Source organism: Corynebacterium sp. HMSC072D12, assembly GCF_001813925.1.
Classification (GTDB): Bacteria; Actinomycetota; Actinomycetes; order Mycobacteriales; family Mycobacteriaceae; genus Corynebacterium; species Corynebacterium aurimucosum.
In genome coordinates this window covers 36,569-51,361 of sequence record NZ_KV814396.1, presented here as the reverse complement: position 1 = coordinate 51,361, position 14,793 = coordinate 36,569, and the positions used below count along the sequence as shown (strand labels likewise).

At 61.8% G+C, this 14,793-nt stretch carries 12 protein-coding genes and 1 tRNA gene; 6 read left to right on the top strand and 7 right to left on the bottom strand.

Annotation, left to right across the window (positions count from 1 at the left end; all coding sequences use genetic code 11):
* Window positions 1-6 precede the first annotated feature (6 nt).
* Complete coding sequence (gene argS / locus HMPREF2943_RS04985) at window positions 7-1,668, bottom strand: arginine--tRNA ligase (RefSeq protein WP_070710969.1); 1,662 nt, start codon at window positions 1,666-1,668, stop codon at window positions 7-9.
* Between the two features lie 236 nt (window positions 1,669-1,904).
* Between argS and HMPREF2943_RS04980 the strand changes: the two genes are divergently transcribed.
* From HMPREF2943_RS04980 to HMPREF2943_RS04955, 6 genes are all read left to right on the top strand, one after another.
* Window positions 1,905-3,557 carry an L-lactate permease gene (locus HMPREF2943_RS04980; protein WP_070710968.1) on the top strand — a complete coding sequence of 551 codons (1,653 nt, stop codon included), beginning with the start codon at window positions 1,905-1,907 and terminating at the stop codon, window positions 3,555-3,557.
* Window positions 3,558-3,870: 313 nt separating this feature from the next.
* A complete protein-coding gene (locus HMPREF2943_RS04975; protein ID WP_010187137.1) occupies window positions 3,871-4,656 on the top strand; it encodes a (Fe-S)-binding protein in 786 nt (261 codons plus the stop codon).
* The gene (locus HMPREF2943_RS04970) at window positions 4,656-6,161 is read left to right on the top strand and encodes a LutB/LldF family L-lactate oxidation iron-sulfur protein (RefSeq protein WP_070710967.1); all 1,506 of its coding nucleotides are present in this window, start codon (window positions 4,656-4,658) and stop codon (window positions 6,159-6,161) included. Before HMPREF2943_RS04975 ends, HMPREF2943_RS04970 begins: the two co-directional genes overlap by 1 nt.
* Entirely contained in the window at window positions 6,158-6,787 is a 630-nt protein-coding gene (locus tag HMPREF2943_RS04965; RefSeq protein ID WP_070443739.1) for a LutC/YkgG family protein, read from the top strand. The genes HMPREF2943_RS04970 and HMPREF2943_RS04965 overlap by 4 nt, the downstream gene beginning before the upstream one ends.
* Window positions 6,788-6,891: 104 nt before the next feature.
* Window positions 6,892-8,487 (top strand): alpha/beta fold hydrolase, encoded by a 1,596-nt coding sequence (locus HMPREF2943_RS04960; protein ID WP_070710966.1) that lies wholly within the window; start codon window positions 6,892-6,894, stop codon window positions 8,485-8,487.
* 140 nt (window positions 8,488-8,627) lie between these two features.
* A tRNA-Arg gene (locus HMPREF2943_RS04955) sits at window positions 8,628-8,701 on the top strand.
* A gap of 217 nt (window positions 8,702-8,918) precedes the next feature.
* On the opposite strand, the gene HMPREF2943_RS04950 is transcribed toward HMPREF2943_RS04955, so the two are convergent.
* The 6 genes from HMPREF2943_RS04950 to HMPREF2943_RS04925 all read right to left on the bottom strand — a co-directional run bounded on the left by HMPREF2943_RS04950 (window position 8,919) and on the right by HMPREF2943_RS04925 (window position 14,740).
* The gene (locus HMPREF2943_RS04950) at window positions 8,919-9,359 is read right to left on the bottom strand and encodes a hypothetical protein (protein WP_070710965.1); all 441 of its coding nucleotides are present in this window, start codon (window positions 9,357-9,359) and stop codon (window positions 8,919-8,921) included.
* Between the two features lie 383 nt (window positions 9,360-9,742).
* Window positions 9,743-9,952, bottom strand: a complete 210-nt coding sequence (locus HMPREF2943_RS04945) for a hypothetical protein (RefSeq protein WP_070710964.1) — start codon at window positions 9,950-9,952, stop codon at window positions 9,743-9,745.
* 181 nt (window positions 9,953-10,133) lie between these two features.
* Window positions 10,134-10,427, bottom strand: a complete 294-nt coding sequence (locus HMPREF2943_RS04940) for a molecular chaperone GrpE (protein ID WP_070644741.1) — start codon at window positions 10,425-10,427, stop codon at window positions 10,134-10,136.
* A 65-nt stretch (window positions 10,428-10,492) separates the two neighbouring features.
* On the bottom strand, window positions 10,493-11,002 hold the full coding sequence (locus HMPREF2943_RS04935) for a MarR family winged helix-turn-helix transcriptional regulator (RefSeq protein ID WP_070644742.1): 510 nt from the start codon (window positions 11,000-11,002) through the stop codon (window positions 10,493-10,495).
* 24 nt (window positions 11,003-11,026) lie between these two features.
* Window positions 11,027-13,612, bottom strand: a complete 2,586-nt coding sequence (locus HMPREF2943_RS04930) for an AAA family ATPase (RefSeq protein WP_070710963.1) — start codon at window positions 13,610-13,612, stop codon at window positions 11,027-11,029.
* 3 nt (window positions 13,613-13,615) lie between these two features.
* Window positions 13,616-14,740, bottom strand: a complete 1,125-nt coding sequence (locus HMPREF2943_RS04925) for a metallophosphoesterase (protein ID WP_070710962.1) — start codon at window positions 14,738-14,740, stop codon at window positions 13,616-13,618.
* Window positions 14,741-14,793: the final 53 nt, after the last annotated feature.

Sequence of the window (14,793 nt, the reverse complement as noted above, 5' to 3'; positions counted from 1 at the left end):
TCCGTCTTACATCTTCTCCGGTGCGCTGACCCCAACCATGGTCAAGGCATTGGCCATGACCTGGCGGGTGGCGCTGGCCAGGGCGAGGCGCGCGGAGTGAATCGACTCGGTCTCTTCACCAGCCTTCGGCAACACCTGGCACTGGTCATAGAAGCGGTGGAACACGGCGGCAAGCTCCTCGGCATAGCGCGCGATGCGGTGCGGTTCGCGCAGCGTGGCGGCGGTGGCCACAACCTCCGGGAACTCGCCCAGGGTGCGAATGAGGTCGCCTTCCTTATCGTGGGTGAGGAGGTCGAGGGGGGCGTCGGCAAGCGCGGCAGTATCGAAGCCCAGCTCTTCTGCCTTGCGCAGGATGGAGCAGATGCGGGCGTGGCCGTATTGCACGTAGTAAACCGGGTTATCCGCCGACTGGGAAGCCCACAGGCCCAGGTCAATGTCCAGGCTGGAATCCACGGAGGAGCGCACCAGGGAGTAGCGCGCGCCGTCGACGCCGATGGCCTCGACGAGGTCATCAAGAGTGATGACGGTGCCGGCACGCTTGGACATCTTGACCGCCTGGCCATCGCGGACCAGGTTGACCATCTGGCCGATGAGGACCTCGACGGCCTCCGGGTCATAGCCCAAAGCCTGGGCGGAAGCGCGCAAGCGAGCGATGTAGCCGTGATGGTCTGCGCCCAGCATGTAGATGGCCAGGTCGTGGCCGCGGTCAAACTTATCAGCCACGTAGGCGATATCGCCGGCGATGTAGGCGGCGTTGCCGTCGGACTTGATGACCACGCGGTCCTTGTCATCGCCGTACTCGGTGGACTTCAGCCACCATGCGCCCTCAGCTTCGTAGAGCTTGCCGTTGTCCTTGAGCTTCTGGATGGACTTCTCCACGGCACCGGACTCGAAGAGGGAGTTCTCGTGGAAGTAGACATCGAAGTCCACGCCGAACTCGTGGAGGGACTCCTTAATCTGGGCGAACATCATCTCCACGCCCGCGGAGCGGAAGGCTTCCTGGACCTCGGCATCACTGCCGTCGAGGGCGCCCGGGTTCTGCTCCAGCACACCCTGAGCGATCTCCTTGATGTAATCGCCGCCGTAACCGTCCTCCGGGGTCGGCTCGCCCTTGGCGGCAGCCACGAGGGAGCGAGCGAAGCGGTCGATCTGTCCGCCGTGATCGTTGAAGTAGTACTCGCGGGTCACCTCCGCGCCGGAGGCTTCGAGCACGCGGCCCAGCGAATCGCCCACGGCAGCCCAACGGGTACCGCCCAGGTGGATCGGGCCAGTCGGGTTCGCGGAGACGAACTCCAGGTTAATCTTCTTGCCCTGGTAGGTGGTGTTGCTGCCGAAGTCTGTGCCGGCATTGAGCACCTGGGCCACGATGGCGCCCTGCGCTGCGGCAGCGAGGCGAATGTTAAGGAATCCCGGGCCTGCGATGGAGGCCTCATCAATGGCGTCGTTGCCGGCGAGGGCATCCGCCAACCACTGCGCCAGCTCGCGGGGCTGGGCACCAGCCTTCTTGGCTACCTGGAGTGCCAGGTTGGTGGCGTAATCGCCGTGCTCCGGGTTGCGCGGGCGCTCCACGGTGACGGTCTCCGGCAGGACGGAGGCGTCCAGTTCATGCTCGGTGAGCACGGCAGCGGCAGTGTTCTTGATCAGGACGGAAAGATCTTCAGGATTCATAGGGCCAAAGTCTATCGTCTCCGCCGCTGGGAGGCGCTATCAGGTCGCAGAGGTTAGCAAGGTCACTCACCCCCATCAGGTGAACAATGCAGCACAGCGAAGCACCAAGTTCTACCCTAAAAGGCGTTATCTGAATCGATCCAACCTTTCGCCCTCTCGCTCGGCCGAAACATGCGGTGCCGCATCTTGGGGACCTCCACGGGGACGCCGACGGGAGCCAACTGGAATTGAGCTTTATGTCAACCTTCAATATCACCACCGACGCCATCGCTGGCAACATCGGGCTCACCGCGCTGGTGTCCACGTTGCCGCTCATCGCGTTCTTCATCATGCTCCTAGGGCTCAAGGCCCGCGCTCACACCTCGGGTGCGGTAGCGCTTCTCGTCGCGGTTCTCATCGCCATTTTTGGCATGGGCATGCCAACCGGCATGGCTTTGTCCTCCGCGGTGCGCGGCGGGCTCTTCGGCCTCTTCCCCATCGTCTGGGTGATCATTACTGCCATCTGGTTCTACGAGGTCACCGTGGCCTCTGGCCGCTTCAATGACCTGCGCAAGACCTTTGACCTCTTGGGCGATGGCGATATTCGCATCCAGGCCATTCTCATCGCTTTCTGCTTCGGTGGCCTCTTGGAGGCGCTCGCCGGCTTCGGCGCTCCGGTAGCAATTACGGCCACCATGATCCTGGCGCTGGGCGTCAAACCCCTCAAGGCAGCCACCACCGTGCTCATCGCCAACACCGCACCCGTGGCCTTCGGCGCGGTAGGCATCCCGGTGACCACCGCAGGCTCCGTGGGCGGCCGTACCGCCGAACAGACCGCTGATATCGCCGGACTGATTTCGCTGCAGGTCCTGCTCATCGCCGCCGTCGTGCCTTTCTTTATCCTCTTCATCCTTGACGGCATGCGGGGTGTTAAAGAAGCAGGTCCCGCCGCCGCTGTCATCGGCATCTCCTTCGCCATTGCTCAGTGGGCCGCGGCCACCTTCTTTGCCTACCAGCTCACCAACGTCGTGGCTTGCATTGTCTCCCTCGGCGCTGGCTTCCTCTTCCTGCGTGTGTGGAAGCCCAAGGGTGTGGACAGCCTGCGTGAGCGCATGGAGTTGCCCGCCCAAGAGGAGGTCACGGACCTCAACGGCAGCCGCATCTGGATGGCACTGCTGCCCTATGCCGTGGTCACCGCTGTCTTCGCCATCGCCACCGCGTGGCCGTCCATCTTCAGCTTCCTGCAGCTCAACGTTGCCTGGCCGCTTCTCGAAGGCACCGTCTTCGACGCCGAAGGCCACGCCATGGATACCGCATTTAAGTTCAACGTGTTGGGCAACCCGGGCACCCTGCTGTTGATTTCCGGCATCATCGTGGCTGTTATCTACATGTCCTTCAACGAGAACGGCCGCTACACGCTGGAGGCATCGGCACCGCTAGCTAAGTTTGGCGAGGTTATCTCCCGCATGAAGTTCTCTGCGCTGACCATCATCCTGGTCCTGGCGCTGGCCTACACTATGAACTACTCCGGCCAGACCATCTCCATCGGCCAGTTCGTGGCTTCTGTCGGAGGTATCTTCGCGCTCTTCTCCCCCGTCTTGGGTTGGATTGGTACCGCGGTTACCGGTTCGGATACCTCCGCTAACGCACTCTTTGCCAACCTCCAGGTCACCGCTGCTGAGCGCATCGGCGTTAACCCGGACCTCATGCTGGCTGCCAATACCTCGGGTGGCGTTGTGGGCAAGATGATCTCCCCGCAGTCGCTGGCCATTGCAGCCACTGCGGTTCAAATGGAGGGCGAGGAATCCCGCATCTTCAAGGCCGTTGTGGGCTACTCCGTGGCCTTCCTTGCCGTCGTGTGCATCATCGTCTTCCTCATGACCAACGTGCTGGGCTTCCTGGTTCCTTAAGTTCTCAGCCCTCAGCACCAACTACCCCCAGAATAGGGCGCTTCGCCCGCTCGGTCTGGGGGTTTTCGCTTGCCCGCGTTTTGTGTCCGCTTCATCTCTGCACGTAAGGAATTTCACAACATTAATGTTGCGATAAAACGCCAGGTAGGAGGGCTAATTCCGCCTCGATAATGTGAGTTTTGGGCGGTAGGCTCATAGATACAAACTCGAAAAATGCCCACTGCGGCTGTCCTGGTAGCGCGCATCCGAGTACACCATCGCTGTGCCAAGCACAGGACAAGCTACAGAGAGGCAGACTAAGGAGCACACGCGAATGCGAATAGCATTGTTTTCCACCTGCATCGGTGATTCACTCTTCCCCGATGCTCATAAGGCCACGGCCCTCATCCTCTCCCGCTTGGGCTATGACGTCGTCTTCCCAGAGGAGCAGACCTGCTGTGGCCAGATGCACATCAACACCGGCTACCAGGAGCAGACCCTGGGGATGATCCGCACTTATGCGGACGCCTTTGCGGATCCCTCCATCGACTACGTGGTCTCCGCCTCCGGCTCCTGCGTGGGCGCCGTGCGTGAGCAGCACGAGATGATCGCTGATCGTTTCGGCACTTCCGCCGATGTGGACGGCGCCAAGAAGGCAGCCGGCAAGACCCTGGATCTGCCGGAGTTTCTGGTCGACGTCGCCGGGGTCACCAACGTCGGCGCTTTCTTCCCTCACCGCGTGACCTACCACCCCTCCTGCCACGGCCTGCGCTTCCTCAAGTTGGGTGACCGCCCCTACCAGCTGCTGAAGGAGGTCGAGGGAATCGACCTCGCCCCGCTGCCTAATGCAGAAGAATGCTGCGGTTTCGGCGGAACCTTCGCCCTCAAGAACGCGGAGGTCTCCGCAGCGATGGTCGGTGATAAGACCCGCCACATCCGCGAAACCGAGGCCGAATACGTCACCGGCGGTGACTCCTCCTGCCTGATGAATATCGGTGGTGCTCTGGCTCGCCAGCGCTCCGGCGTTCGCGCTATCCACTTGGCGGAAATCCTCGCCTCCACCAAGGAACACCCGTGGACTCCTACCTCTGCGGCCTACTCCAAGGAGAAGATGCTCTAATGACTTCCTTCCTCGACACCACTCCTCCGCGCGCCCCCGAAGGCTACGGCAACCTGCGCGGCTCGAAGGCCTTCGTGCCGCTGGCTCACGTGGGTCTCAACAACGCCACCCAGCGCCGCAACCTGCACCACGCCACCACCACCATTCGTGATAAGCGCCAGCACGCCGTGGATGAGACCCCGGACTGGGAGCAGCTTCGCGACGCCGGCTCCGCGCTCAAGGATGACGTCGCCGTACGCATGGGTGAATTGCTGGTCCAGTTCGAAGAGCAGGTGACCAAGCGCGGAGGCATCGTCCACTGGGCACGCGATGCCAAGGAAGCCAACGAGATTATCGAGGGCCTTATCCGCGAAACCGGTGAGACCGACGTGGTCAAGATCAAGTCCATGGCCACCCAGGAAATCGCGCTCAACGAACACCTGGAAGAAGCCGGCATCCACGCCCAAGAGACCGACCTGGCGGAGCTCATCGTCCAGCTGGGAGAGGACAAGCCTTCCCACATTCTGGTCCCAGCCATCCACCGCAACCGCGCGGAAATCCGTGACATCTTTGTCAACAAGATGCCGAATACCGATGACTCCCTCAAGGCTGAGCCGGCGGAATTGGCTGAAGCATCCCGTCAGTTCCTGCGCGAGCAGTTCATGAAGGCCAAGGTCGCCATCTCCGGCGCTAACTTCGGTGTGGCAGAAACCGGCACCATCAACATCGTGGAGTCTGAGGGCAATGGCCGCATGTGCCTGACCCTGCCGGAGACCCTCATTACCGTGATGGGTATTGAGAAGCTGGTCCCGACTTTCCAGGACCTCGAGGTCTTCCTCCAGCTTCTGCCGCGCTCCTCCACTGCAGAGCGCATGAACCCGTACACCTCCATGTGGTCTGGTGTGACCGAAGGTGACGGCCCGCAGAACTTCCACATCGTGCTGCTGGATAACGGCCGCACCGCTGCTCTGTCCTCCCCCAAGGGCCACGAGGCACTCAAGTGCATCCGCTGTTCTGCCTGCCTGAACGTCTGCCCGGTCTACGAGCGCGCCGGCGGCCACGCTTATGGCTCCGTTTACCCGGGCCCGATTGGTATCTCCCTGACGCCGCAGCTGACTGGCATGAAGGACCACAACGATCCGTCGGCAAGCTTGCCCTATGCCTGCTCCCTGTGCGGCCGTTGCGACGAGGTATGCCCGGTGCGCATCCCGCTCTCCCAGGTCATTCTGGAAAACCGCTACCAGAAGGTCACCCACGCCACCCCGCCGGTCGAAGAGAAACTCTTCCAGGTAGTTGAGCTGGTGTGGAAAAACCCGAAGATCTGGAACCAGATCACCCACTTGGTGGCGCTCGGCCGTGTCCTCGGCGGTTTCAACGGAGTCATCGACAAGCTGCCGCTGTTCATGTCTGGGTGGTCCGACGTACGCGATACCGCCGTTCCGCCGAAGAAGTCCTTCCGCCAATGGTTCGACACTGACGAAGCTCAAGAACTCCTCGCCCAAGCCAAGAAGGAGGGCATCAAGTGACCACCGCCAAAGAGGAAATCCTCAACCGCATTTCCGCCGCCCAGAAGCAGGCTGGCCTGCCGGACCACGTAGACATTCCGCGCGAGTACCAGAAGGAAGGCACGCTCAACGAGGATGAGCTGCGTGAGATGCTGGTGGACCGCCTCGAAGACTACAAGGCTGATGTGCACGTCACCGATGAGTCTGGGTTGAACTCCACCCTCGTGGACATCCTTAAAGAGCGCGGTTGCTCGAACGTCGTCTACGCACCCGGCATGGACGCTGGGCTTCTCGACGGCTTCGAAGGCACCACCACCCCAGACGACAACGCCAAGGACCCGCGCGAGCTCGACGCTGTCGATGCCGTGGTGACCGAATCCCACGTCACCTCCGCGCAGACCGGCACCATTGTGCTTGAGTCCAATGAGACCTGTGGCCGTCGCGCGCTGACCCTGGTGCCGGACCGTCACGTGTGTATCGTGCGCAAGGACCAGATCGTCTACGGTGTCCCGGAGATGGTTTCCCGTATGAACCCGGAGCGCCCGGCAACGTGGATCTCTGGCCCTTCTGCAACCTCGGATATTGAGCTCTCCCGCGTGGAAGGTGTCCACGGCCCGCGCGATCTCATTGTGGTGATTGTTAAGTAATGTGACGTTCGGGGGCACCCGCCCCTTCCGAATACTCGGCTCACATCACCCCCGGCGCATAGGATAAGGCCCGTACCAATTAACGATTTGAGGAGCCTTATTCTATGCGTCTTTCTCGTGTTTTAGGCTCGGTGCTGGGGCCCGTGGCTATCGCTGCTGGTCTGGTTGCCGCGCCCGCTGTCGCTCACGCAGACCAACCCACCATCAATTGGGGCCCATGCCCGGAGGGGGTCACCGAGGAGCGCGCCGAGTGTGGCCACGTAACCGTTCCGACCTATCACGATGCCCCGGAGAAAGGCACCATCGATGTCGGCCTCATCCGTCTCAAGGCCACGGGCAACCGCCAGGGCGCCCTATTCACCAACCCTGGCGGTCCGGGCGGTGACGCATACAGCTGGGCTAACTTTGCGGCGTGGCCTGAAGAAATCAAACAGGGCTACGACATCATTGGCGTCCAGCCCCGAGGTTTGCGCGAATCCGGAGAAGTGAACTGCTCGTCCAGCGAAGTACGCGGAAACCCGCTAGCGCAGCTGACACAGATCGGCGCGATTACCCGCGATGACTGTGAGAAGAACACCCCGGGCTACACCGACTCCCTAACCACGGAGAACACCGCTAAGGACTGGGAGGTTGTTCGCCAGGCGCTCGGTGAGGAGAGAATCAACATCGCCGGTCTTTCCTACGGCACTTTCCTAGGCTCCACCTACGCCACGCTTTACCCGCAGCACACCGACAAGGTCGTGCTGGACTCCGGCATGAATCCGAAGATGGCATGGAACCAGATCTTCGCCTCCCAGCAGGCAGGCTATGAGAATGCCCTCCATGACTTCTTTGCGTACGTGGCCAAGAACGACGCCACCTACCACGCCGGTACCACGCCGCTGAAGGCTTATGAGCGCTGGTCCCAGATCGTGGCCAAGGAAGCAGGCGTGCGCCCGACTGTGCTTCCTCCGAACGCCCAGATTGGTGACCTCCCGCCAGGACTGGAGTTTGCTGGCCAGCCCGGCGCCAATGTCATGACCGCCACGGGAGAGCTGCGTGTACAGGCAGAGCACCTTGCGGGCAAGGTACGCAACCCGCAGGCTGTTCAAGCTGCCTCGCCGACGCTGAGCGCGACCCGTGAGCTCCTTCCCCGCCCCGAGACGTGGGACGCACTGGCCAAGCACATCGGCGGTGTTGAGCCTATGAACTTTGAGGAGCAGGCGGCACAACAGCCTCAACAGGATCCAGAAAAAGCCCAGCAGCAGCTCGTCAATGCAATGAGCATGCAAAACATCATTATGTGCAATGAGAATACCGCGCCGACGGATCCGACTCTCATTCCGGCGTTCCTGTGGTCGAACTACGTGACGATTGACCCGTTCACTCTGTTTAATTCGATGTACGCCTCTGGCGCGGGTTGCGGCGGTCGCGCGCCGGTCAGCACCCCGATTGCCGTCTCCGGTGAGAAGCTGCAGACCAAGCCGCTGCAGCTGCAGGCTACCGGTGACCCGCAGACCCCGTACGCCTTCTACCGCGGTCTTTCGGATCCGATGCAGTCCCGCGTGGTGACCGTCCACGGACCGGGCCACGGCCACTTCGCCATGGGCAACAAGGCCGTCGACCAGATTGTGGTTGACTACCTGCGCACCGGTGAGGTCCACACCGCGGATGCGCCGGGCTTCTTTGACCAGCCCCAGGCTCAGGAACAGCCCGCCTAGCCAGAAAGGCTGCGGGAACAATGAAGGCGCGGCTTACCTAGCCGCGCCTTCCTCCCACCACACCCCCATCGGCGTGAGGCCAATTACTGCGCTTCAGTCTTTATAGGCTAGAATCGCATCGTTGGCATTTCGCCAGCAATGCCCTTGTAGCTCAGCGGATTAGAGCATCGGTTTCCGGTACCGAAGGTCGCAGGTTCGATCCCTGTCAGGGGCACTTTGTGTCAGGGGCACTTTTTCATGCCCACAACCCTCTCCCATCGGGCCGCAACCCGGCCCTCATTTTCAACGATGCCACGAGTGCGGGAAAGCCTTTCGCTCTCGGCATTCCCCCAGACCTGAAACCCGCAACCTGCAGGTGGGCGTCGCCCAGCGCTTCGCGGCACCGAGCCACTCACTTGGAGGTTGCGGGTTCTAGGTCTGGGGATATAGAACTAGCGCAAGCGCACCTCGATATCCGCGACCACTTCCTCCGGATTCTTAGCCGAGGCGATAAGAGAGCTTCTGCCCTGCTCGATACGCACGGTCGGCCCAGAAACGATGTAGGCCGGTGCTCCGTCGACAACACGCGGGCCCGCACCTTCCTTGAGCCCAGTCTCGGGACCGATGCTTGCCCCGGTGATATCACTGAGTGGAATCCTCTTCGTGAATATACCCAGGATGGAAACAGCTACGTCGTCGTCACTCACGACGATCTTCACCCGCATCATGATGCAAGCCACGGTTGCAACGATCACCAAGGCACCGAAAAGGACTGCTGCCCACGTAGAGTCAATCATCGTGGGAACCACAGCTGCCACGACGGCAAGGCCAACGATGATTCCCAGCCACTGGAGCGGGCCGTTGAGATAGCGAACGTAGATGTGAGAGTCCATGGCGTTCACACTATCGGATGAATACACCCTTCGCGCTCACCGAAGTCGCGGACGGCGACTGATTGAGACCGACGGTGAGCGCGAAGGGCGAAGAATTGCTCACTCGAACACTAACTCTCAGGCTCAACACTGCCCTAGTTGCCAAAGTTCTGGCCAGATCTTGCGGCGAGCGCGATGGTTTTGGCAGCTAGGGCAGTTGCGCCGCCTGGGCATGGTTCTGCGCATGCATGAAACCCTCCCCAAACCACGGTGGCTTTCGGCTCAGGGGAACAAGGTTGAGGGGTGCGGCAGGTTGGAAGAACGAAGCCCCAGCAGACATTGCTGCTGGGGCTTTACGTCAAGCTGCTCTCCCCCGCCGGGCGGTGAAAAGAGAGCGAACCAGTTTACTGGGTGATGTACTGATTGACGATTGGCTGGGTGATGTCCAGGGTGCCGTGCTCGACGTAGTACATGCCGAACATCAAAGCACCAAGCAGCACCACGGAGAGAAGCATGGAGGGAATCCACTGAACGAAGACGGATACCCAGCCGTCAGCCTTGTCACGTGCAGCTGCTTCGCGCTGCTCCTGAGCCATATCGCGCTCGACGATCATGTTTAATCCTTTCACTTAGCTCCCCTAGCCAGACTGCATTCTCATGGAATGCCTTCTCTTCACTGCACGGGGGATGCTCGCCCTTTAACACAGAGTATCTTAGCAGTTTATGCAGAGCCGCCCGTAGTTAAACGCAGATCTTTCAGAACGCATCCGCCTTTAGTTTGACGCCGACTGTGGCCTAGACCCCAGGATCCTCATTGTTATTGAGCGCTTCGACGAAGTCTTCACGGTCCTGGAGCATGCTCTCAATATCTTCTTCCGCGCCAATAATCCACAGCTGCGAGGCATCATCGAAGGTTAGTGCGCCCTCCGGATGCTGCTCAAGGGCTGCCTCAAGCGCGGTGGCTTGTTCCTCGGTGAGCTCTTCCAGATCCTCAACCGAACCCACCTGCACGCTGAGTTCCTTCAAGGGAGTGATGCCGTACGTAACGTATTGGCGCTGCGGATGCTCAAACAGTTCTTGTCCCATCATGGTGTGGGAAGGTCACCTCCTGGTGAATTAACGGACGGGCCCTACTCTACCCGCGCCAGGCACGGCTAGTCTGCGTGGAGGCCCAGGCGTTCGTCCGGAACGAAGCCGTCATAGCCCGGAAGATTATTCTCCGACAGGACGCCCTTGCAAAAGCGCAGAAGCGCCGGAACATCGGCAGGATCGAGGTGATCAAACACCATGCGACGCACCGACTCGACGTGCTCAGGAACTGCCGCCTCCAGGCGTTCCCGGCCGGCCTTAGTCATGACGACCTCAACGCCGCGTGCATCGCCTGCGCACTTTTCCTTGCGCACCAAACCGCGCTTTTCCATGCGTGTGATCTGGTGGGAGGCGCGGGAGCGGTCCCACTCCAATTCTGAGCACAACTCGCGCAAACGCAGCATGTGATCGGGTGCCTCCGAAAGCGAGACGAGGACCGCAAACTCCGCCGCGGAGATATCGCTGCAGGCTAAGAGGGTTTCCTCCATGCCGCGATTAATCTTGCGAATGCTGGCGAGAATGTGCCGCCAGAGGTCCTGTTCGCTTTCCGTGAGCCATCGAGTGTCCGCAGTCATGGCTCACACCCTACACTCCATGACTTAAGCGCTTGTAAGTCTCTCCATATCTAGGTCCATGCGCCCCGGTACCCACGAGTAGCGCTGCGGCATACAGGTCAGCACGATGACCTGAGTGTTTTTCCCGGCCTTGCTGAACAACGCCGCCATAAGCTGAAGGCGCTGCGAGTCGGTAGACCCTAACGCGTCGTCGATGACGACGGGAACCGGTTCGCCGGACACTAGCTGAGCGATGGCAAAGCGTGTCAGGATGCTCAGCTGTTCTTTAGCACCGCCGGAGAGCGCGTCGAAGGACACGGTCTCACCGTTACGGCTGCGAGCTTGGACCTTGAGCTCTTCGGAGAGCTCGAAGTCCACGCCACCGCCAAAGACGGTGCGAGCCAAACCATTAAGAGCCGTGACAAAGGGCGCAGCATAGCGCTGGCGGGCGGCGTCGCGGTGGCGCAGCATGAGCGTGCGCAGGTAGCGCGCGGCATTCGCACGGCGCTCGACAGCGGCATGGCGCTCACGAGCCACTTCGAGCTCCGCGGCAGCTTTCTCTGCATCCTCAGCTGCACCAGAGTGCATAGTGATAAGCCCGTTAAACTCGCGCATATCGCCAACCGCCGCATTGACCGCTGCGTTCAGCGAATCAACGTGCGTGTGTGCTCCCCTAGCTAGCTGCTCTGCGGTGTCGACATCCACGGTGGACATCTCCTCCAAAGCCGCCTTCTCCTTCGCCAGCTCAGTCCGTGCTGTCTCAATCGCGGCGGTCACCTCGGCATCACTGAGCTTGGCGCGGGCGGCCTCTACGGCTGCGGCCTGAGCATCACGCTGCATCGTGGCCTCCTCCGCACGGACCATCGCCACCTCCAGTGCGGCGCCCGCCTTGTTCTCGCGGTAGGGTGCCAGGGCGCGGTCGAGCTCATCCAGCTTCCTGCGCAGCTCCTCTTCTTCCTGCTCCACGACGTCGAGCTCCCGCGGCTGTGCGGTGGAATCGGTAGAGCCGCCGGGCCCCTCGGTGTCCGCAACATCGGCCGCGCCCGCCTCGAAGCGAGCACGCAACTCACCCAGGTCCTCCCCACCCAGTGCCGCAGTGAGTTCGCGGGCCGCGGTATCGGCAGCGGATGCTAGCTCTACGTGTTTTTCGTGGGTGGCACGGGCGGCCTCCACGTCCTCGCACCCGGCGTCTTCCAGCAGGCGTGTGAGCTCCGCTCGGGCTTTCTCCACGCCTTCCTCACCGCTATCGCCCGCACCGGCTGCATAGCGGGCGGTAATGTCGCCGATCTTCAGCGTAGTGCCCTCGCGCAGTTCGACTGCCAGTTCTTGACCGCTCTCCAGCGCACGTTCTTCGCCATCGACGCTAAAGGAGCCCTCGCCAGAAAAGTAAAGCTTGGCCGCCGCAGCCGCGCGCAGGCGCTCCTGGACGGTGACCTCGCGTGCAGCGTCCTCCAAGGCCTGAAGGTTCGGAACGTCGGGAGTCGCGGCCAGTTCACGGCGGCGGGACGCCAAAGTCTCTTCCAGTTTGTTCAGTGCTTCGAGGCGGGTACCCAGGGCCTCGCGTTCAGCGCGTTGCTGCGCGCGGCGGGCGCGCTGGCGCTCCTCGCGCACGGCCTCATAGCGCTGGTGGACCTCGGCGTGCACTTCTTCCAGCTTCGCTCGGGCGGCGGCTTCTTCCTCGGCCCGCTCGCGGGCTTGAATAACCGCTGCGGCGGCACGCTCAGCAGCCTCGGCAGCTGCGGCATGCTCAGCAACCACAGCTTTACGGCGCTCCGCTTCCTTCTCCGCGCGCGTCACAGCCTCCGCCGCCCGAGCCACCGCCGCCTCCTGCGCGGTGACTTTCTCCTGGGCGGCCCGAGCGGCAAGCAGCTCACCGTCACGGCGCTCGCATTCTTCCGCGGCTGCCGGCAGAGCGGCTTCAGCCTCGGCTTTCTTCAGCTCGGCGGCTTCATAGCGCTCCACCACGCCGTCGAGTTCGCGCAGCGCGGCCTCGGCGGCAGCGTGCTTCTCCTCAGCATCCGCCAGCGCAGCAATGGCAGCCTTATAGTCTCCTGCCGGCTTGTCTGTCTTCGCGGTGAAGTACTCCTTATATTCCGCTTCGATGCGCGTGAGCAGTTCAGAATCTTCTGCCGCGGCACTCGCCCCGGTTTCTTCTTCGAGTGCGGCGGTTAGGGAAGGAATGCCCACCGCGGCGATGCCTTGGTGGGGGTCGTCCTGGCGGACGAAGAGGGCGTCGAGAAGCGCGCGGTCCACGTTCTCACTAAGGATGCGCTCCAACTCCCCATCCGCCTCGGCACCGGTCCACTGGCCCGGGCGCGGGGAGAAAACATGCAGCTCCGAGGTGCGCTTCTTCACCCACCGCTTGCGAATACGGAAGCGGTAAGGCCCCACGGTTGCCTCCAGCGTGACCTCAGGTCCCACATCGCGGCCGGCAGGCTGGAGCGCCCTCACCGGCTTGGAATTTGCCGTGTGCTTTTCCGTGAGCACGAAATCGATGGCCTCCACCAGCGTGGACTTTCCAGCTTCGTTCGGCCCACCGATGACCACCACCCCGGTCTCCGGGAGGTCCTTGATCTCGAGGTGCTCCACGCCTCGGACGTTGTTCAGTTCAACAGAATGCAGCTGCATCATGGTTTAGGCTCCCTTCGCGCTGAGGCGGAACAGCAGGTTGGCGGCGTCGCGGGCAGTGGGATTATCTAGGTCCTCGAGAAGCTCCGCTAGCGCATCGGCGGCGTACCCGCTCAAACTCAGCTCGCCGAGTTCTTCTTCTGAGGGCGCCAGATGCAGGTCCATGGTCCTCTTGCGCGGCTTGAGGGAGGCAAAGACCTCCTCCATCTCCGCCAGGCCCTGCTCCAGACGGGCCTGCGCGCTCAAGCCCACGGTGCCACGCAGGCTGTACTTCACCGCAGTACGAATCTTCTCTGGAACGGCATCGAGCTCCGCCAGAAACGCTTCGACCTCCTCCAGTGAGTTAACGTCCGCATCAATCGCCCGGAAGTCCCAGCGGCCAACGTGGTGCTTGGCCACGTCCACCCGCTCTCCCTCAACGGTCACCACCAAGGCGTTGCCCGAATCGCGCTCCCTATCGTCGAAGGCCGTGGTCTCCGGGCTGCCGGAGAACCATACCTTGCCGGTAGAACCGAGAGATTCGGTGGAGTGTGTATCCCCCAGCGCCAGGTAATCGATAACACCCTTATCCAGGCACTCTTCCACGAAGGCGAGGTCGATCGTATCGGCATCCGAGTCCTCGCCCTCGCCCGCGCGGGATTCCACCTGGCCGTGGCCCACCGCGATGCGAACCGCGCCCTCCTCGGCAGGCTCTAAAGGCTCCAGCGCACGGCGCACGAGGTCATAATTAGCCCGCTTAGACAGGTAAGGGGCACCAACGATCTCCACGCCCGGGCGCACCTTGATGGGCTCCGAATCAGCGATCACGTGCACGTTATCCGCAAAGGAGTTGAAGAAGATGGAATCCGCCACGAGCGGATCATGGTTGCCGGGCAGCAGGTAAACAGGAACCGGCAGGCGCTTGAACATATCCTTCGCGCGCAACAGCGTGGTTTTGCTCAAGGAGTTGTGCTCGAAGACGTCACCGGCCACAACGATGAACTCGGCACCCGTCTCGGTGGCCAACTCCCCCAGCCGCAGGACCGCTGCTTCGCGGTCATCATCAAAACGCGATTGCGCCGCGGGACTTAAAAACCAGCGGGTCATGCCCAGCTGGAAATCGGAGGTGTGGATGAACGTGACCGCGGCCATGCAAACTCCCTACAACGTTATCCAGGGCTGGTGCTCAAGCCGCTGCCCTGGGG